This is a genomic window from Pseudomonas sp. R5(2019) (assembly GCF_009905435.1).
Lineage (GTDB): Bacteria > Pseudomonadota > Gammaproteobacteria > Pseudomonadales > Pseudomonadaceae > Aquipseudomonas.
The window spans coordinates 1-18,684 of sequence record NZ_JAAAMT010000077.1 but is presented as its reverse complement, the minus strand read 5'-3'; the positions used below and the strand labels follow the sequence as shown (position 1 = coordinate 18,684).

15 protein-coding genes and 3 pseudogenes are annotated in these 18,684 nt (G+C 59.6%); 15 read left to right on the top strand and 3 right to left on the bottom strand.

Annotated features, from left to right (window positions below; translation table 11 throughout):
* Nucleotides 1-197: pseudogene (locus GUY40_RS28085) on the top strand (hypothetical protein); the annotation flags it as partial.
* 314 nt (nt 198-511) lie between these two features.
* Here the strand turns inward: GUY40_RS28085 and GUY40_RS27095 are convergent.
* The gene (locus tag GUY40_RS27095) at nt 512-1,732 is read right to left on the bottom strand and encodes a CaiB/BaiF CoA-transferase family protein (protein WP_166571981.1); all 1,221 of its coding nucleotides are present in this window, start codon (nt 1,730-1,732) and stop codon (nt 512-514) included.
* A gap of 13 nt (nt 1,733-1,745) precedes the next feature.
* Complete coding sequence (locus GUY40_RS27090) at nt 1,746-2,927, bottom strand: acyl-CoA dehydrogenase (protein WP_166571980.1); 1,182 nt, start codon at nt 2,925-2,927, stop codon at nt 1,746-1,748.
* A gap of 160 nt (nt 2,928-3,087) precedes the next feature.
* On the opposite strand from GUY40_RS27090, the gene GUY40_RS27085 reads away from it, so the two are divergent.
* From GUY40_RS27085 to GUY40_RS27040, 10 genes and pseudogenes are all read left to right on the top strand, one after another.
* The gene (locus tag GUY40_RS27085) at nt 3,088-3,990 is read left to right on the top strand and encodes a LysR family transcriptional regulator (RefSeq protein ID WP_166571979.1); all 903 of its coding nucleotides are present in this window, start codon (nt 3,088-3,090) and stop codon (nt 3,988-3,990) included.
* 448 nt (nt 3,991-4,438) lie between these two features.
* A complete protein-coding gene (locus GUY40_RS27080; protein WP_166571978.1) occupies nt 4,439-5,560 on the top strand; it encodes a Re/Si-specific NAD(P)(+) transhydrogenase subunit alpha in 1,122 nt (373 codons plus the stop codon).
* Nucleotides 5,561-5,571: 11 nt separating this feature from the next.
* Entirely contained in the window at nt 5,572-5,928 is a 357-nt protein-coding gene (locus GUY40_RS27075) for an NAD(P) transhydrogenase subunit alpha (RefSeq protein WP_166571977.1), read from the top strand.
* Nucleotides 5,925-7,361 carry an NAD(P)(+) transhydrogenase (Re/Si-specific) subunit beta gene (locus tag GUY40_RS27070; protein WP_166571976.1) on the top strand — a complete coding sequence of 479 codons (1,437 nt, stop codon included), beginning with the start codon at nt 5,925-5,927 and terminating at the stop codon, nt 7,359-7,361. The genes GUY40_RS27075 and GUY40_RS27070 overlap by 4 nt, the downstream gene beginning before the upstream one ends.
* Nucleotides 7,362-7,540: 179 nt before the next feature.
* Nucleotides 7,541-9,034, top strand: coding sequence for an acetyl-CoA hydrolase/transferase family protein (locus GUY40_RS27065; RefSeq protein WP_166571975.1), 1,494 nt, complete (start codon nt 7,541-7,543; stop codon nt 9,032-9,034).
* A 309-nt stretch (nt 9,035-9,343) separates the two neighbouring features.
* A complete protein-coding gene (locus GUY40_RS27060) occupies nt 9,344-9,559 on the top strand; it encodes a DUF1127 domain-containing protein (RefSeq protein ID WP_166571974.1) in 216 nt (71 codons plus the stop codon).
* A gap of 283 nt (nt 9,560-9,842) precedes the next feature.
* Complete coding sequence (locus tag GUY40_RS27055; protein WP_166571973.1) at nt 9,843-10,160, top strand: DUF2388 domain-containing protein; 318 nt, start codon at nt 9,843-9,845, stop codon at nt 10,158-10,160.
* 178 nt (nt 10,161-10,338) lie between these two features.
* Nucleotides 10,339-10,431, top strand: a pseudogene (locus GUY40_RS27050) (DUF2388 domain-containing protein); the annotation flags it as partial.
* A 26-nt stretch (nt 10,432-10,457) separates the two neighbouring features.
* Nucleotides 10,458-10,778, top strand: a complete 321-nt coding sequence (locus GUY40_RS27045) for a DUF2388 domain-containing protein (RefSeq protein WP_166571972.1) — start codon at nt 10,458-10,460, stop codon at nt 10,776-10,778.
* Nucleotides 10,775-12,736 (top strand): DUF4105 domain-containing protein, encoded by a 1,962-nt coding sequence (locus GUY40_RS27040; protein WP_166571971.1) that lies wholly within the window; start codon nt 10,775-10,777, stop codon nt 12,734-12,736. Before GUY40_RS27045 ends, GUY40_RS27040 begins: the two co-directional genes overlap by 4 nt.
* On the opposite strand, the gene GUY40_RS27035 is transcribed toward GUY40_RS27040, so the two are convergent.
* A complete protein-coding gene (locus tag GUY40_RS27035; RefSeq protein WP_166571970.1) occupies nt 12,733-13,134 on the bottom strand; it encodes a GFA family protein in 402 nt (133 codons plus the stop codon). The two genes, GUY40_RS27040 and GUY40_RS27035, sit on opposite strands and share 4 nt — an antisense overlap.
* A 312-nt stretch (nt 13,135-13,446) precedes the next feature.
* On the opposite strand from GUY40_RS27035, the gene GUY40_RS27030 reads away from it, so the two are divergent.
* The 4 genes and pseudogenes from GUY40_RS27030 to GUY40_RS27015 form a co-directional block, all read left to right on the top strand.
* Complete coding sequence (locus tag GUY40_RS27030; protein ID WP_166571969.1) at nt 13,447-14,754, top strand: CitMHS family transporter; 1,308 nt, start codon at nt 13,447-13,449, stop codon at nt 14,752-14,754.
* A gap of 92 nt (nt 14,755-14,846) precedes the next feature.
* On the top strand, nt 14,847-15,614 hold the full coding sequence (locus GUY40_RS27025) for a TerC family protein (RefSeq protein ID WP_166571968.1): 768 nt from the start codon (nt 14,847-14,849) through the stop codon (nt 15,612-15,614).
* A 229-nt stretch (nt 15,615-15,843) separates the two neighbouring features.
* Nucleotides 15,844-17,493, top strand: a complete 1,650-nt coding sequence (locus tag GUY40_RS27020; RefSeq protein WP_166571967.1) for a Na/Pi cotransporter family protein — start codon at nt 15,844-15,846, stop codon at nt 17,491-17,493.
* A gap of 56 nt (nt 17,494-17,549) precedes the next feature.
* A pseudogene (locus GUY40_RS27015) lies at nt 17,550-18,557 on the top strand (M16 family metallopeptidase); the annotation flags it as partial.
* Nucleotides 18,558-18,684: the final 127 nt, after the last annotated feature.

Below are 18,684 nucleotides of genomic sequence, written 5' to 3'. Positions count from 1 at the left end.
ATCTCAAAATGAACTATATGATTGCTCGTATAGTCACTTGTGATGCTGATAATCTTTTTGACAATCAGTCTGATTTCACAAGCACCCACACGAATTGCTTGATTCAGTTGTTAAAGAGCGGTTGGCTAAGAGTCTTTCGTCTCAACCGAGGCGCGCATTCTACGCTTTCCTCTGTGCCTGTCAAGCGTTTATTTTGAAGTTTTTTCAGAGAATCTCTAACAACTTCAAACACTTGGCTCGCTTCAATCTCTCGTTAGCGGGAGGCGAATTCTACAGCGTTTAGAACCACTGTCAACCACCTTTTTTCACCGCTTTCGACCTTCAGGCCGAAACACTTCCAGATCTGTTACTTCGGTTAACTCTTTGAAGCTCAAGGAGTTTTCCGTTTCGACTGCGCCGGAAGTGGGGCGAATTATAGAGCGTAACGAGAGCACGTCAAGGACTATCTCAAACTGAATTGAAATAGCCCTTAATTGTTCAAAAAGTGATCAACTCAAGGCCATATACAACTTCAAAGCACACCACGCTCACGAAGCCCCGCTATATCTTCCGCAGCTAGCGAAAGCACTTCGCTCAAGACCTGCTCGGTATGTTCACCCAGCATCGGCGGAGCATTCCGGTACTCCACCGGAGTCTGCGAAAGCCTTATCGGGCTCGCGACCTGGGGAACACTGCCCGCCAGCGGATGAGGGAGTTCAATCGCAAGACCACGCGCCTTTACCTGAGGATCAGCAAACATCTGGGCCAGATCGTTGATTGGCCCACAAGGGACACCGGCCTGCTCCAACAGCTCAACCCACTGCGCAGTCGTTTTGAATACGGTTGCCTGACGAATCAGAGGGATTAGCTGAGCCCGGTTCGCCACCCGCTGCTTATTAGTGGAGAAGCGAGGATCATCCGCCCACTGCGCATTACCTGCCACCTCGGCAAATTTGCGGAACTGGCTGTCGTTACCCACGGTGAGGATGAAGTCGCCATCCGCCGTCGGAAAATCCTGGTAGGGCACGATATTAGGGTGAGCATTCCCCAGGCGCCGTGGCGACACGCCTGTAGTGAGGTAGTTCATCGCCTGGTTCGCCAGGCAGGCCACCTGCACATCAAGTAACGCCATATCGATATGCTGCCCACCGCCACGCTGATCACGATGGGCGAGGGCGGCCAATATGGCGACCGTTGAGTACAACCCGGTCAGAATATCCGTCAGCGCAACACCGACCTTGACTGGTCCCGCACCTTCCTCACCCTCGGGCCGCCCGGTGAGACTCATCAACCCACCAAGCCCCTGAATCATGAAGTCATAGCCAGCGCGCTTGGCATAGGGCCCGGTTTGGCCGAACCCGGTGATCGAGCAATAGATCAGCTCAGGATTGATCGCCTTGAGACTCGTGTAATCCAGGCCATAGGCAGCCAGACCACCGACCTTGAAGTTCTCGATCACGATATCGGACCTGGCCGCCAATTCACGCACCAGCCGCTGACCTTCTTCTTGGGTGAAGTCGATAGTCACTGAGCGCTTGTTGCGATTGGCAGACAAATAGTACGCCGCCTCAGTGGTGTTCTCGCCAAAAGCGTCCTTGAGGAAGGGCGGCCCCCAGGCGCGCGTATCGTCACCGCTGCCTGGACGCTCGACCTTGATAACTTCCGCCCCAAGGTCTGCCAGGATCTGTCCGGACCATGGCCCGGCCAGTACTCGCGACAAATCCAGCACTCGCAGATGAGATAGCGCGCCCATGGCAGGCTCCTTATTAATAGAAGGCCTGAATGCCGGTCTGCGCACGCCCCAGAATCAATGCGTGAACATCGTGGGTCCCCTCATAGGTGTTGACCACCTCAAGGTTGACCAGGTGACGAGCAACGCCGAACTCATCGGAAATACCATTACCTCCCAGCATGTCACGCGCCATACGGGCGATATCCAGCGACTTGCCACAGGAGTTGCGCTTCATGATGGAAGTGATCTCCACCGCTGCAGTGCCTTCATCCTTCATCCGCCCCAGCCGCAGACACCCTTGCAGCGCCAGGGTAATTTCGGTCTGCATGTCTGCCAGCTTCTTCTGGATCAGCTGGTTGGCTGCCAATGGTCGGCCGAACTGCTGGCGATCCAGAGTGTACTGACGCGCGGTGTGCCAACAGAACTCGGCCGCACCCAGCGCGCCCCAGGCAATCCCATAGCGGGCCGAGTTGAGGCAGGTAAACGGCCCTTTCAAGCCACGCACATCCGGGAAGATGTTCTCTTCTGGCACAAACACGTTATCCATCACGATCTCACCGGTGATCGACGCTCGCAGCCCGACCTTGCCGTGGATCACAGGAGCACTCAGGCCTTGCCAGCCTTTCTCCAGGACAAAGCCACGAATATCGCCGGCATCGTCCTTGGCCCAGACCACGAAGATATCCGCGATCGGGCTATTGGTGATCCACATCTTGCTGCCCGTCAGGCGATAGCCACCTTCAACCTTCTTGGCTCGGGTAATCATGGAACCCGGATCGGAACCATGGTTAGGCTCGGTCAGACCGAAGCAGCCGATCCACTCACCGCTGGCGAGCTTGGGCAGGTACTTCTGTTTCTGTGCTTCGGTACCGAACTCATTGATCGGCACCATGACCAGCGACGATTGCACGCTCATCATCGAGCGATAGCCGGAGTCGATGCGCTCGACTTCCCGAGCAATCAAGCCGTAGCAGACGTAATTCAGGCCACTGCCGCCGTACTGCTCGGGGATAGTCGCACCCAGCAGCCCGGTTTCACCCATCTCACGAAAGATGGCCGGATCGGTATGCTCATGGCGGAACGCTTCAAGCACCCGCGGAGCCAGCTTGTCCTGGGCGAATTGCTCGGCGCTATTGCGCACCATGCGCTCTTCATCGGTGAGTTGCTGATCCAGCAGCAGTGGGTCGATCCAATTGAAGCTTGCTTTGCCGGCCATGTGCGAAAACCTCGGGAAGTGAGTCAGTGCTGTCGTGTATTGATCCTAGGCCTGTCCTGGCCGGAGGACAAACGAGGATTTCGCATAGTGTTGTGCAAATTTTTCACTCCGTGATATCTGCAGCTGCTAATTTCAGCACCCATTAGTGAGGTTGCCGTACATGCGTCGCAAGATTCCCAGCACCACCGCACTGATCTGCTTCGAGGCCGCAGCCCGCCACGAGAGCTTTACCAAGGCGGCGCAGGAATTGGCCCTGACCCAAGGCGCCGTTTGTCGGCAAATAGCTGGCCTGGAATCGTTCCTGAACGTTGAATTGTTCCGCCGCTCACGACGGGGCGTGAAGCTCACCGAAACCGGCCTGTCCTACAGCAGGCAAGTCAGCAGCCAACTCGATGCCGTTGAGCGCGATACGCTCTCGGTCATGCGCCAGCAGGGCGCCAATGTCATCGAACTGGCGGTAGTGCCAACGTTCGGAACTCAGTGGCTGCTGCCACGCCTGAAGGACTTCCAGAAGCTCCACCCTGAAGTCACCGTCAACCTGACCAACCGCACGCGGCCTTTCCTCTTTGCCGATACGACCTTCGATGCCGCTATCTACTTTGGTGATGCGGATTGGTCCGGTACTCAGGCACATCGACTGATGGGGGAAAACCCCGTTCCGGTATGCAGCCCGAATTTGATGGCCGGGCAGGGCAGCCTCAACGCCGAGACTATCGCGACGATGCCACTGCTGCAGCAGACCACGCGCCCTTACGCCTGGCGCCAGTGGTTCAACACGCTGGAATTGAATGTCCCAGGCGACATGACAGGCCCACGTTATGAGCTATTCTCCATGCTCGCTCAAGCCGCGATGCACGAGATGGGCGTTGCGCTGATCCCGCCGTTCCTGATCCAGCGAGAATTGGAGGAAGGACGCTTGGTCATCGCTAACCCGCACGCTTTATCCAGCATCAAGGCGTATTACCTGATGATTCCGGAGCGCAAGGTCGAGTCCGCCTCACTGCGCGCATTCCGCGACTGGCTGGTAGCTGAAGCCCATCGATATGCCCTGGAACACAAGTGAATGCAGTAAGCTGACTCTGTAGTCAGCTATTTATCGCGCCTACAGATATCTATAAATGGCGCAATTATGAAAACTGTATTGCTGGCCTCAGAATATCCCTACAAGCCTTGTGGGTCGTGGCCTGCGTGACAAAAAGCCACGCTATATCGACATATTCGGCTGCGATATGTAAAAAAACTTTTCGACATGGTAAACAAGCGGAAAAGCCCGACTTTATTGGGCTGACGCCGGGTACTTGCGTCAATCGGTCACAGGGTGACTTGTAGTTAAATTCGCGTCACCCTTCATAACTTGTTGAAGCTAGCTGGGATCGCCTGCAAAATGCCGCGCCGGCCCTTGTTTCAGACGGGTATGTGCTAATCAGAATGCCCCAGACCGCCAATGACGGTGATCTGGCTTATAACAACGAAGCGTGCTGGTTTACTCATAAAGATCACGGAGAATTGACGTGCACATTGGTGTTCCTCTCGAAACGCAGACGGGCGAAACACGGGTCGCTGCCACTCCCGAAACCATCAAGAAATTGATTGGCCAGGGTCATCAGGTCACGGTCCAGAGCGGCGCCGGCATTAACGCCAGCGTTCCGGACAGTGCCTACACGGCCGCAGGCGCAACCATTGGCAGCGCCGCCGATGCCTTCGGCGCGCAGCTGGTAATGAAGGTTGTCGCCCCAACCGACAGCGAGCTGACTCAGATCAAGAGCGGTACTGTCCTGGTGGGCATGCTCAACCCGTTCAACAACGAGACCATTGCCAAGATGGCCGAGTGCGGCATTACCGCCTTCGCCCTCGAAGCCGCGCCGCGCACCTCCCGGGCCCAGAGCCTGGACGTGCTGTCCTCGCAGGCCAACATTGCCGGCTATAAGGCCGTGCTGCTGGCTGCGCACCACTACCCACGCTTCATGCCCATGCTGATGACCGCGGCCGGTACCGTGAAAGCGGCCCGCGTGCTGATTCTCGGCGCCGGTGTGGCCGGCCTGCAGGCCATCGCCACGGCCAAGCGCCTGGGGGCGGTGATCGAAGCTTCGGACGTGCGTCCGGCGGTGAAGGAACAGATCGAATCGCTCGGTGCGAAATTCATCGATGTGCCGTACGAAACTGATGAAGAGCGCGAATGCGCGGTCGGCGTCGGCGGTTATGCCCGGCCGATGCCTGCCAGCTGGATGCAGCGCCAGGCCCAGGCCGTGCACGAGCGCGCCAAGCAGGCTGACATCGTCATCACCACCGCACTGATTCCCGGCCGCAAGGCCCCGACGCTGCTGAGCGCCGAAACCGTCGCCCAGATGAAACCGGGGTCGGTGGTCATCGACCTGGCTGCGGCCCAAGGCGGCAACTGCCCGCTGACCGTGGCCGATCAGGTGGTGGTCGAGAACGGTGTGACCATCGTCGGCCCGACCAACCTGCCCGCCCAGGTCGGTGCAGACGCTTCGGCGCTGTATGCCCGCAACCTGCTGGACTTCATGAAGCTGCTCTTCAACAAGGAAGGGCAACTGGTGATCAACCTTGAAGACGATATCGTCGCCGCGTGCCTGATGTGCCGCGACGGCCAGATCGTGCGCAAGAACGGCTGAGGATAAAAACAATGGAAGACATGCTGATCTCTCACGGTATCTACAACCTGATCATCTTCGTGCTGGCAATTTATGTCGGTTACCACGTGGTCTGGAACGTGACACCTGCACTGCATACCCCGCTGATGGCCGTGACCAACGCCATCTCGGCCATCGTCATCGTCGGCGCCATGCTGGCCGCCGCCCTGACCGTGACCCCGCTGGGCAAGATCATGGGCACCCTGGCCGTGGCCCTGGCCGCGGTGAATGTGTTCGGTGGTTTCCTGGTCACTCGGCGCATGCTGGAAATGTTCAAGAAGAAAGCGGCGCCTGCCAAAGCCCCGGCAACCAAGGCTCCAGCAGTCAAGGCTGAGGTGCAAAAAGCATGAGCATGAACCTGGTTACCTCCCTGTATTTGATCGCCTCGGTCTGCTTCATCCAGGCGCTCAAGGGTCTCTCGCACCCGACCACGTCGCGTCGCGGCAACCTGTTCGGCATGCTCGGCATGGGCCTGGCGATCCTGACCACGGTCGGCCTGATCTACAAGTTGGGCGCTGAACTGGCCCAGGACGGCATCGTCTACGTGATGGTCGGCCTGCTGATCGGCGGTACCGCCGGCTCGATCATGGCCAAGCGCGTCGAAATGACCAAGATGCCCGAACTGGTCGCCTTCATGCACAGCATGATCGGTCTGGCCGCGGTGTTCATCGCCGTTGCCGCCGTGGCCGAGCCGCAGTCGCTGGGTATCGTGCAGAACCTCGGTGATGCCATTCCGGCCGGTAACCGCCTGGAGCTGTTCCTGGGTGCTGCCATCGGTGCGATCACCTTCTCCGGCTCCGTCATTGCCTTCGGCAAGCTGGCGGGCAAGTACAAGTTCCGCCTGTTCCAGGGCGCACCGGTACAGTTCTCCGGCCAGCACAAGCTGAACCTGGTGATCGGCCTGGCAACACTGGGCCTGGGCGTGACCTTCATGCTCACCGGCGACTACACCGCCTTCGGCGTGATGCTGGCCCTGGCCTTCGTGCTTGGCGTGCTGATCATCATCCCGATTGGCGGCGCCGACATGCCAGTCGTGGTGTCGATGCTCAACAGTTACTCGGGCTGGGCGGCGGCCGGTATCGGCTTCTCGCTGAACAACTCGATGCTGATCATCGCCGGTTCCCTGGTGGGTTCGTCCGGTGCCATCCTCTCGTACATCATGTGCAAGGCGATGAACCGTTCGTTCTTCAACGTACTGCTCGGCGGTTTTGGTGGTGCTACCGATGCTGGCGGCCCGGCAGGTGCGCAAGAGGCTCGGCCGGTGAAATCCGGTTCGGCTGACGACGCGACCTTCCTGCTGACCAACGCTGACACAGTGATCATCGTTCCAGGCTACGGCCTGGCTGTTGCTCGCGCGCAGCACGCCTTGAAAGAGCTGACCGAGAAGCTGACCCATCGCGGCGTGACCGTGAAGTACGCGATCCACCCGGTCGCCGGTCGTATGCCAGGCCACATGAACGTGCTGCTCGCAGAAGCCGAAGTGCCCTACGACCAGGTGTTCGAGATGGACGACATCAACTCCGAGTTCGGTCAGGCCGATGTGGTGCTGGTGCTGGGCGCCAACGACGTGGTCAACCCGGCCGCCAAGAACGATCCAAAATCGCCGATCGCCGGCATGCCGATTCTGGAAGCGTTCAAGGCCAAGACCATCATCGTCAACAAGCGCTCGATGGCCAGCGGCTACGCCGGCCTGGACAACGAACTGTTCTATCTGGACAAGACCATGATGGTGTTTGGCGATGCCAAAAAAGTCATTGAAGACATGGTCAAAGCCGTCGACTGAAGCGGTTCATTGGCGGTAACAAAAACCCCGGCGCGGTAGCGGCCGGGGTTTTTTTATTTGCCTTTTCAGACGACAAAAGGTTCGTAATCAGGCCCTCGCATTCGACCTTGGTCGCGGGACGAATAGTGCGCAAATCAATAGACTGCGCATCTAGCTTTCGTTGCCCGAGATAACAATCCATGTACCGTGATCGTATTCGCTTACCCTCTCTGCAAAGCAAGGTGATGAGTGCGGCTGACGCCGCAGCCCTGATTCAGGATGGCATGACCGTCGGCATGAGCGGCTTCACCCGCGCCGGTGAGGCCAAGGCCGTGCCGCATGCGCTGGCCGAACGCGCCAAGCAGTCGCCCCTGAAAATCAGCCTGATGACCGGCGCGAGCCTGGGCAATGACCTCGACAAACAATTGACCGAGGCCGGTGTATTGGCCCGGCGCATGCCGTTCCAGGTTGACAGCACCCTGCGCAAGGCCATTAACGACGGCAAGGTGATGTTCATCGACCAGCACCTGTCGGAAACCGTCGAGCAGTTGCGCAACCAGCAGCTCAAGCTGCCGGATATTGCCGTCATCGAAGCCGTGGCAATCACCGAGCAAGGCCATATTGTGCCGACCACCTCGGTGGGCAACTCGGCCAGCTTCGCGATTTTTGCCAAACAGGTGATCGTCGAGATCAACCTGGCGCACAATGCCAACCTGGAAGGGCTGCACGACATCTATATCCCGACCTACCGGCCAACCCGTACGCCGATCCCGCTGGTGAAGGTCGAAGACCGCATCGGCAGCATGGCCATTCCGATCGACCCTGCCAAGATCGTTGCTGTCGTCATCACCGAACAGCCCGATTCACCGTCTACTGTATTGCCACCGGATACCGACACCCAGGCAATCGCCAATCACCTGATCGACTTCTTCAAGCAGGAAGTGGACGCCGGGCGCATGACCAACAAGCTTGGCCCGCTGCAAGCCGGCATTGGCAGCATCGCCAACGCGGTGATGTGCGGCTTGATCGAGTCGCCCTTCGAAGACCTGACCATGTACTCCGAAGTGCTGCAGGATTCGACCTTCGACCTGATCGACGCCGGCAAGCTGAGCTTCGCCTCCGGCAGCTCGATTACCCTGTCGACCCGCCGCAATGCCGACGTGTTTGGCAACCTGGAGCGCTACAAGGACAAGCTGGTTCTGCGCCCACAGGAAATCTCCAATCACCCTGAAGTGGTGCGCCGGCTGGGCATCATCGGTATCAACACGGCACTGGAGTTCGATATCTACGGCAACGTCAACTCCACCCACGTCTGCGGTACGCGGATGATGAATGGCATCGGCGGCTCCGGCGACTTCGCCCGTAACGCCCACCTGGCCGTCTTCGTCACCAAGTCCATTGCCAAGGGCGGCGCGATCTCGAGCGTGGTGCCGATGGTCAGCCATGTGGATCACACCGAGCATGACGTCGACATTCTTGTTACCGAGCAGGGGCTGGCTGACCTGCGCGGCCTGGCGCCCCGGGAAAGGGCGCGGGTGATTATCGACAACTGTGTGCACCCCGATTATCGCGCACCGCTGAACCAGTACTTCGAAGACGCCTGCGCGCGCGGCGGCCACACGCCACATGTGCTGCGCGAGGCACTGGCCTGGCACCTGAACCTGGAAGAAACCGGTCGCATGCTCGCCGTGTAAATCCAAGCGCCGAACCCATACAGATGAAGGTGTTCGGCGCTTCTCAAACTGTTTTGACAAAAACTGTACTACTGTACCGCTGTTTCCCGCCATATTCCTGCCTCCTCTGCCTACCAAACCCGACTTACGCCCAACATTGGTGCGGACCGATACAGTTCGGCCCAAAAAGAGTCACACAGTGACCATAAACAGTTAACTGAATGCTCACAATACTGTTGAACTGTATCTGGAGAGACTTGCCTCGGAAGAGGATCATTGGCATCAGTTAAACCACTACCTGATCCCGCCATAAGCGGAAGGACGTCAACCATGGAACGTACACTCAGTTCCGACCTGCTTTTCCAGAACAGCTCTGAAACCGCCCAGACTTCGATGCCTCTGCGCCTGCTCACCAACCTGATGTTGTGGCAGCGCCGCATCTCCAGCCGCCACCAATTGGCTCGACTGGATGCTCGCCTGCTGGCCGACGCCGGTATCAGCGAAGCGCAACGCCACGAAGAGCTGAGCAAGCCCTTCTGGCGTTAATGCAGGGTCGGTCGGCTCACCTTGAGGTGACCGCCACCTTGAATCCACAAAACCCGTCGCAGGTGACTGCTGACGGGTTTTGTTGTTTCAGAGCCCAGGAAGTCGCAAGCAGTACAGTCTTGAAAGACCTTAAAATAAACAGATACAGTTCCTATCCCGTAGTACGATTCCGTAGGAAGGGATAGGCTAGCGCGCCAGCCGACAGCTTCATCAGCGCACTCGGCTGAGCGTGCGTCTGATCTTCAGAACACCGTGACCTAATGTTTGACCCAGGAGATTGATCATGTCCCGTCCACGCCTGCTTGGCGCTGCACTGCTGCTGGCACTGGCCTCGACCGCCAACGCCTCCAGCTTCATCGTGACTACAGATGCCGTCGTCGGGGCAGTTGCCGCCTCCACCGACGCCACCTCTGACCTGTCTTCCTCCCTGCGTGACGACAAAATCGTAAAAGCGGCCCGCGACGACGCCGCCAGCTTCGTCGGCAGCAAAGGCGATATCCGCGGCGTGAAACTGGAAAGCGCTCTGGTCCATATCAGAAAGCAAATGCCGGCTCTGCAAGCCACAGACGCTGAGTTGGCTCAAGCCATTTTGGCAATCTGAACCGATGACCTGGCGGATTCCCTGAGCGTGTCCGCCTGCCCTGCGCTGGTTCGCACCGGCGCAGTGGGTTAGCCTTGCCGCCTCCTCTGCGTACCTTAGAGACTCATGCGTTATCTGATATCCGCGTTAACCGCTGTTTTCCTTATCCCTTCAGCTTTCGCCTTCGATCTGACGACCCCAACTGGAAGCGGCACTGACGGCGCTGCGCCCGGCCCTGCCAAAACTTCATGCCAATGACCTTGAACTGGCACAAGCAATTCTCGTCCAATGATTACTTCTGTTTTTGGAGACTGTTCCATGCGTAATTCGCTGATAGCCGCCGCTCTCGGCCTGGCACTCTGTGCTGGCGTGGCCCAGGCACATACTCTCGTGGCCACCAGCAATATCATCGTGCGTGCCATCGACCGCACGATCGACTTCACCTCCGATACCACCACCTCTATCCGCGACTCCAAAGTGATCGTTGAGGCCCGCGACGACGCTGCAAGCTTCGTCGGCAGCCAAGGCGAGATCCGCGGCGCACAACTGGAAGCCGCGTTCGACACCCTGCGCACCCGCGTGCCGGAAGCCCGCGACGCCAGTGACCAGACCCTCGCTGAAGCCATTCTCGCGCTGTGAAGCGACTTGGCGCCTGCCTGCTGACCTGCGTGCTTGCGCTGCTGAGTAATCCGGCAGCCGCCAGCCTGCAACTGGTTCTGGACCCCGAAGGCCTGACCCCCCGTCAGCAGCAGGCCAGCCAGACGCTTCTCGATGAGGCGCAAAAAAAGCTACCGCCACGCTTTATCGAACAGCTGGACCGGCGCATCGATGTCAGCTGGACTGACGCCATGCCAGCCGACGCCTACGGCCAGGCGTCGCTAGTCTCCAGCCTTGAGCTCAATTCACGCCTGCTCGCCAGCCTCACCGACGGCACGGCGGCGACCCGGAAAACCGGGCGCCCCCATAGCACCGTTCGCGAAGAGCTACTGGCCACGGTGCTGCACGAACTGACTCACATTTATGACCGCGCACGCCTGTGGCCACAGGCTGAGCGCACGTTGATCGTGCAATGCCAGCGCCAGTTCGACAGCCAGGGCAAGATCGGTCTGCCGGATCGTTGCCGTGGGCAAACCGCACGACGTTTCACCCTGAGCGACGATCCACGCCTACTGGATCTGGCCGGCTGGCCACAATACGTCGGCCGCCGCGGCGAGCGCGAGCTGCACAACCGCCAGGTTGCCCGCAGCCCGGATATCTACGAAGTCAGCAGCCCCAAGGAGTATGTGGCGGTCAACATGGAATATTTCCTGTTAGACCCTAGCTACGCCTGCCGCCGTCCGGCGTTGTATGAGTGGTACAAGACCCATTTCGACTGGGCCCCGACCGGTACCGGCCCCTGCACCCAGGCCTTGCCGTTCCTGAATGCCGGCAGCGACTTTGCCAAACAACCCCTGGGCACCATCGACCCCGAACGGGTCTACGCCATCGACTACCTGCTGGCCGAAGCCAACCAGAACTGGGTCAGTCGCTGGGGCCACAGCATGCTGCGGCTGGTGATTTGCGCCCCCGGTCGCCCGCGTGGGCCGGATTGTCGCCTGGACCTGGACCAGCACTTGGTACTGTCCTACCGCGCCTTCGTCAACGATGTACAGCTCTCCAGCTGGGACGGCCTGGTCGGCGCCTACCCCTCACGGCTGTTCATCCTGCCACTGTCGCAGGTAATCGACGAATACACCAAGACCGAACTGCGCAGCCTGGCCTCGGTACCGCTCAAGCTCAGCCGCAGCGAAATTGAAGCGCTGGTGCGCCAGGCTGCCGAGATGCACTGGAGCTACGACGGCAATTACTACTTCCTGTCCAACAACTGCGCGGTGGAAACCCTGAAGCTGATGCGCAGCGGCACCGACAACCCGCAGTTGAGCGGGGTGGACAGCATCATCCCCAATGGCCTGCTGGACGTGCTCAAGGGCCGAGGGCTGGCGGATGTCAGCGTGCTGGATGATCCGCGCGAAGCCCTGCGCCTGGGCTACCGCTTCGACTCCTACCGTGATCGCTACCAGGCCATGTTCAGGGTATTGAAGCAGCATCTGCCGATCAAACAGGATTCGGTGGAACAGTGGCTCGAACAACCGGCCGAACAGCGTCGACAGTGGGTTCCCAAGGCCGACCTGCGTACCAGCGCCGCACTGTTGCTGCTGGAGCAGGCCGGATTTCGTCACCAGTTGGTCCTCGCCCAGGATGAGGTCAAGCAACGCTATCTGAGCGATCGCGCCCTCCAGGATGGGAGCATGGACCGGGCCAATGTCACCTTGCAGAAGATTCTGGCCAACAGCGGTTTTCTCAGCCGGCCCGCTGAGCTGCTGGGTAGCGATGGCTACGGCTTGCCACAGCAGAACGAATGGCAACGCCTGGACACCGAAAGCCGCCAACGCCAGCAACAGTTGCAGCGCCTGTCGGGCGATCTGGACAAAGAGGTGAGGGCGCTGCTGGCACCCGCTCGGGCTACCGAAATTGCAGCCACCGAAGCCAACATCAAGCAACTCGGTGAACACCTGCGGGCGCTGCACAAGGCTTCCGGCGGGCTGGTACTGCCTTAGAGGGTTTCCTCCGGTTCGCTCGGCAAGTGCTCATCCAGATGCAACCAGGGCAAACGAGTGGTGGTCCAGATATGCCGCTCGGGTATCGCCAGCTCGGGCTGATCCAGCGTGCCGATGGTGACGTCCACCGTGTCGGGGCTCAAGGTGGTGACCAGCGCCAATTGGGCGCCACAGCCGGAACAGAAATAGCGCGTGCAACTGGCAGACGAGCGGTACTGCGCGGCCACCCCGTGCAACCATTCGAATCGGCTAGCGGGGACGGTGATCCAGGTGGTCACCGGCGCGCCGCTGACTCGTCTGCAGATCGAACAATGACAGTGGGCAATGTCCTGCAACGGCCCGGTAATACGATAGCGTGAGGCGCCGCAATGGCAGCCCCCTTCATGATGTGATGACATGAGCAACTCCACCAGAAATGCCTTTCAAAACCTTTTTACCCTTTCCTTCACCTCTCGTCGCCTTTCAGTCGTCGAAAGCTGGCTGAAAGCTTTCGCCATTAGCATCGCCATACCGCCGGCACTAGACCGGTCGGCCAGGACCCTTGCAACCCACTGCAGCGTCCGGCCCAGTAGACAACAACAATGGTGATTCTGATGTCCTTCTACACCCGCCTTCGCGCCATGCCCCCGCTCGTATTCCACGCGCCGCCCGTCCCGCGCTGATCCGCCCGGACTGACCTTCCCCCGTCGCGCCACGCCTGGAGTATTCCTATGCTGACCTTCCTTGGCTTCGCCATGGTCATCACCTTCATGTACCTGATCATGACCAAGCGCCTTTCGGCGTTGATCGCGCTCATTCTGATCCCGATTGTCTTTGCGCTGTTCGGCGGTTTTTCCGCCAAGATCGGCCCCATGATGCTCGAAGGCATCAGCAAACTGGCGCCGACCGGCGTCATGCTGATGTTTGCCATCCTCTACTTTGCCCTGATGATCGACTCCGGCCTGTTCGACCCGGCCGTGCGCAAGATCCTCAAGATGGTCAAGGGCGACCCGCTGAAAGTCTCGGTCGGCACCGCGGTGCTGGCATTGGTTGTGTCGATGGACGGCGACGGTGCCACCACCTACATGATCTGCGTGGCGGCGATGCTGCCGCTGTACAGCCGCCTGGGCATGAGCCCGCGAATCATGGCGGGGCTGATCATTCTGGCCGGCGGTGTGATGAACATGACCCCTTGGGGCGGCCCCACTGCACGGGCGGCCAGTGCCCTGCATGTCGATCCGTCGGACATCTTCGTACCGATGATCCCGGCAATGCTTGCCGGCGTCGCGGCCATCCTGGCGATCGCCTACATGTACGGCAAACGTGAACGCGCTCGCCTGGGTGAACTGCACCTGCCGGGCGATGAAGTGGATCACAGCGAGATCACCGTTTCTCAGTACCCGGACGCCCGCCGTCCGAAACTGTTGTGGTTCAACGGTGCACTGACAATGGTCTTGATGGTGGCCCTGATTGCGGGTCTGCTGCCTCTGCCGGTGCTGTTCATGATCGCCTTCAGTATCGCGATGATCGTCAACTACCCCTGCCTGCAGCAGCAGAAGGACCGCGTAACCGCCCATGCCGGTAGCGTACTGTCCGTGGTGGGGTTGATTTTCGCCGCCGGTATCTTCACCGGGATTCTGTCAGGTACCGGCATGGTCGACGCCATGTCCAAGAGCCTGCTGGCAGTGATCCCTGAAGCCATGGGCCCGTACATGGCGGTCATTACCGCCATCGTGAGCATGCCCTTCACCTTCTTCATGTCCAACGATGCCTTCTACTACGGCGTTCTGCCAGTACTGGCCGAGGCCGCCAGCCACTACGGCGTGAGCCCGGTGGAAATGGCCCGCGCCTCGATCGTCGGCCAACCGGTTCACCTGCTCAGCCCGCTGGTCCCCTCGACCTACCTGCTGGTTTCCCTGGCCGGCATCGACTTCGGTGACCACCAGCGCTTTACCTTGAAGTGGGCAGTGCTGGTTTGCCTGTGCATAATGGTCGCCGCATTGCTGATGGGGATCTTTCCGCTGTTCAGCAGTCTATAAATCTGACAATTACTTAACGCCCGACGCATCAGGCTCGAGCTGCCCCGGCAGCCTCGAGCCTGATGCGTTGACCAACGCTTGAAGGAATACACATGGAATGGCTGACCAACCCGGAAATCTGGGTTGCCTTTTTTACTCTGACGGCTCTTGAAATTGTTCTCGGCATCGACAACATCATCATGATCTCGATCCTGGTCAGCCGCATGCCCAAGCATCTGCAGCAACGGACCCGGATCTTCGGCCTGGCCCTGGCGATGATCACGCGGATCCTGCTGCTGCTCTCGATCACCTGGGTCATGCGTCTGACCGCCGACCTGTTCGAAGTCTTCGGCCAGGGCATCTCCGGTCGCGACCTGATCCTGTTCTTCGGTGGCCTGTTCCTGCTCTGGAAAAGCTCCCAGGAGATGTACCACGGCCTGGAAGGCGAAGACGAGAGTCTGGAAGAGCCAAGTGGCAAGGGCGGCAGCTTCATCTACACCATCATCCAGATTGCGATCATCGACATCGTTTTCTCGCTAGACTCGGTCATCACCGCCGTAGGCATGGTCTCGCATGTACCGGTCATGGTCGCGGCGATCATCGTTGCCGTGCTGGTGATGATGCTCTGTGCAGCCACCATCAGTGAGTTCATCGACAAGCACCCGTCGCTGAAAATGCTGGCTCTGGCGTTCCTGCTGGTAGTCGGTACCGTGCTGATCGCCGAGGCCTTCGAAGTGCATATACCAAAAGGCTACGTCTACTTCGCCATGGCGTTCTCGCTGGCGGTCGAAGCCATCAACATCCGCATGCGCACCATAATGGCCCGCAAGAAGAAGCCGAGCGATCCCGTGAAACTTCGCAAGGACATCCCGGGTCAGTAAGACCAGGGCCGGAAGAAAGGGGCAGTGAATGCCCCTTTTTTTTTGTCTGAAATTTCATAAACCTTCACCAGCCTTGGCTTTCAACCCATCGACTGGCTATGCGATGCTGGCGATCAGGCCATTGGCCGACTAAAGCTTAACGTGGGCACCGGAATAAATACTTACAGCCCACCGCTCACCATGTTTTGAACTTGCCCCGCTGGGGCACCTTAACCAGGGGGCCTTTTTCATGCTGACCCTGCTCAATCTACTCTCCGCCGTCGCCCTGTTGATCTGGGGCACGCACATCGTGCGTACCGGTATTTTGCGAGTCTACGGCTCGAACCTGCGTCGGGTGCTCGGCCAGAACATGGCGCGTCGCCCGCTGGCGTTCGCCGCCGGTATCGTGGTGACCGCCATGGTGCAAAGCAGCAACGCCACGGCCATGCTGGTGACGTCCTTTGTCGGCCAGGGCCTGATGGCGCTGACGCCGGCGCTGGCCATTATGCTGGGGGCGGACGTGGGTACCGCGTTGATGGCGCGGGTGCTGACCTTAGACTTGTCCTGGCTATCGCCCCTGCTGATTTTTCTCGGAGTCATCTTCTTCCTGTCGCGCAAACAGACGCGGGCAGGGCAGTTGGGCCGCGTGGGTATCGGCCTGGGCCTGATCATCCTGGCACTGCAATTGATCGTCGAGGCTGCCGCACCCATTACTCATGCACAAGGCGTGAAAATCCTGTTTGCCTCGCTGACCGGCGACATCCTGCTGGATGCCCTGATCGGCGCGCTGTTCGCCCTGATTTCCTATTCGAGCCTGGCGGCGGTGCTGCTGACTGCGACCCTGGCGGGTGCCGAAGTGATCAGCCTGCCGGTGGCGATCGGCCTGGTGATTGGCGCCAACATCGGCAGCGGATTGCTGGCCTTTCTCAGCACCAGCATGCAGAACGCTGCGGGTCGCCAGGTGGCATTGGGCAGCCTGCTGTACAAACTGATCGGGCTGCTGTTGATCATCCCGGTGCTCGACCCGCTGGTGGCCTGGATGGACAGCCTGGCTTTGAGCCCGCAAGAGATGGTGATCGGCTTCCACTTGCTCTACAACACCTTGCGCTGCCTGATTCTGTTGATAACCGTCGGCCCCATGGCCCAGCTCTGCGCCTGGCTGCTGCCGGAACGCCCGGATACCAACGGCATCGCCCGCCCACGTCACCTCGACCAGACCGCACTGGCCACGCCCAGCCTGGCCCTGGCCAATGCCGTGCGTGAAACCCTGCGCATGGGTGATCTGGTCGACAGCATGCTGGCAGCGATGTTGAACGTACTGCGCGGTACCCAGACCGCACTGACCCAAGAGATGCGCCGCTTGAGCGATGACGTTGAAGCGCTCTACAACGCCATCAAGCTGTACCTGGCGCAGATGCCCCGTGAAGACCTCAGCGAGCAGGACAGCCAGCGCTGGGCCGAAATCATCGAGCTTGCGATCAACCTCAAACTGGCCAGCGACCTGATCGAACGCATGCTGCGCAAGGTCCAGCAGCAAAAGACCTCGCAACGTCGGGAGTTCTCCGACGTGGGTCTGGAGGAGTTGGCCGGCCTGCACACCCAACTGCTCGCCAACCTGCGCCTGGGACTGTCGGTGTTCCTCAGCGCCGACCCGGAAAGCGCACGCCAGCTGTTGCGGGAAAAACGCAGGTTTCGCGCTCAAGAGCGGCGTCTGGCCCACGCCCACGTCAGCCGCCTGCAACGCAAGGTCGTACAAAGTATCGAGACCAGTTCCCTGCACCTGGAGCTGATCGCCGACATGAAACGCTTGAACTCGCTGTTCTGCAGCAGTGCCTACGTCGTCCTGGGCTCCGCCGATACCGGCGCATTGGTGGTCGATGGCGAAGCCCACTCGGAATGAGGGCGCCCGATGTCATACTCGCTCAGTACCTTAAGGTTCATGCAAGGAAGCTTGTCATGCGTTGCCTGATGTTTGCTTGTCTGTTGTTCGGCTGCACCTCAACTTTCGCTTTAGACCGCTTTCAGGTCGAGGGCTACTTACTCTCCAATGGCATGCAAGTGCTGCTCAAGCCCGGCTATGAGCGTAACCACGTGTCGATCCGGCTGGTGGTGGGCGTGGGCTTCGATGATTTTGGCTGTGACCGCCAGGAGCTGCCGCACTTGCTCGAACACCTGCTGTTCAGTGGTATCGACGACACTGGCGAGGGCGGCCTGGAAGAACGCATGCAGGCCTTGGGCGGCGAGTGGAACGCTTACACCAGCAGCGCCGACACAACCTTCGTGATCGATGCTCCGGCACGCAATCAGCGTAAAGTCCTCGACTTGCTGCTGGCCGTCATCTCTCAGACCCGCATCGACGACCAGGCGCTGGCGCTGTCCAAACGCATCGTCGAGCGCGAGGATGGCGGTCACTCCACCCACCTGCAGCGCTTGCTCGGCCGTCAGGATCAAGGCCACGGCGCAAGTGACCGGTTGGCCGTGGAGTTGGGACTCAAATGCGCCGAACGCGCCTCGCTCGACAGCCTCAGCCTGGACGAAGTGGAGGACGTGCGCCAACACTGGTATGCGCCTAACAACATGACCCTGATCGTCGTCGGCGGGCTGGACAAACTCTTGCCCGCTTACCTGGAGCGGACCTATGGTGCACTCGAGCCGGTCGAGCCCAGCGACCACCGACCCTTGGCCAGCCCCCGGCATACGGCAGAAGCACGCAGCGAGATCGACAACGGTTGGCTGGGCGACAGCGCCAAACTGCACTGGCTATTTGTCGAGCCGACCCTGGAGAACGGGCAAGACCAGATCCTGAAGCTGCTCCAGGACTACCTCGACTGGACGCTCTACAGCGAACTGCGGCTCAAGCATGGCCTGTCCTACGGCCCTTCAACCCGGCGAGAAGTGTTCGGTGACAGCGGCATCCTGAGCCTGAACGCCGACCTGGACCGCGCCGATATCAACGAGGCTGAGGTGCGACACGAAGTCGCTTACAGAAGTTGTTCCCACTTGGAGGGAACCACCCGTGTCACCGGGTGAATCTAGAAGGCTGAATCAAGAGCGCCTTTGACAATGTAACGAGGCACCGCAAGGTGCGGGG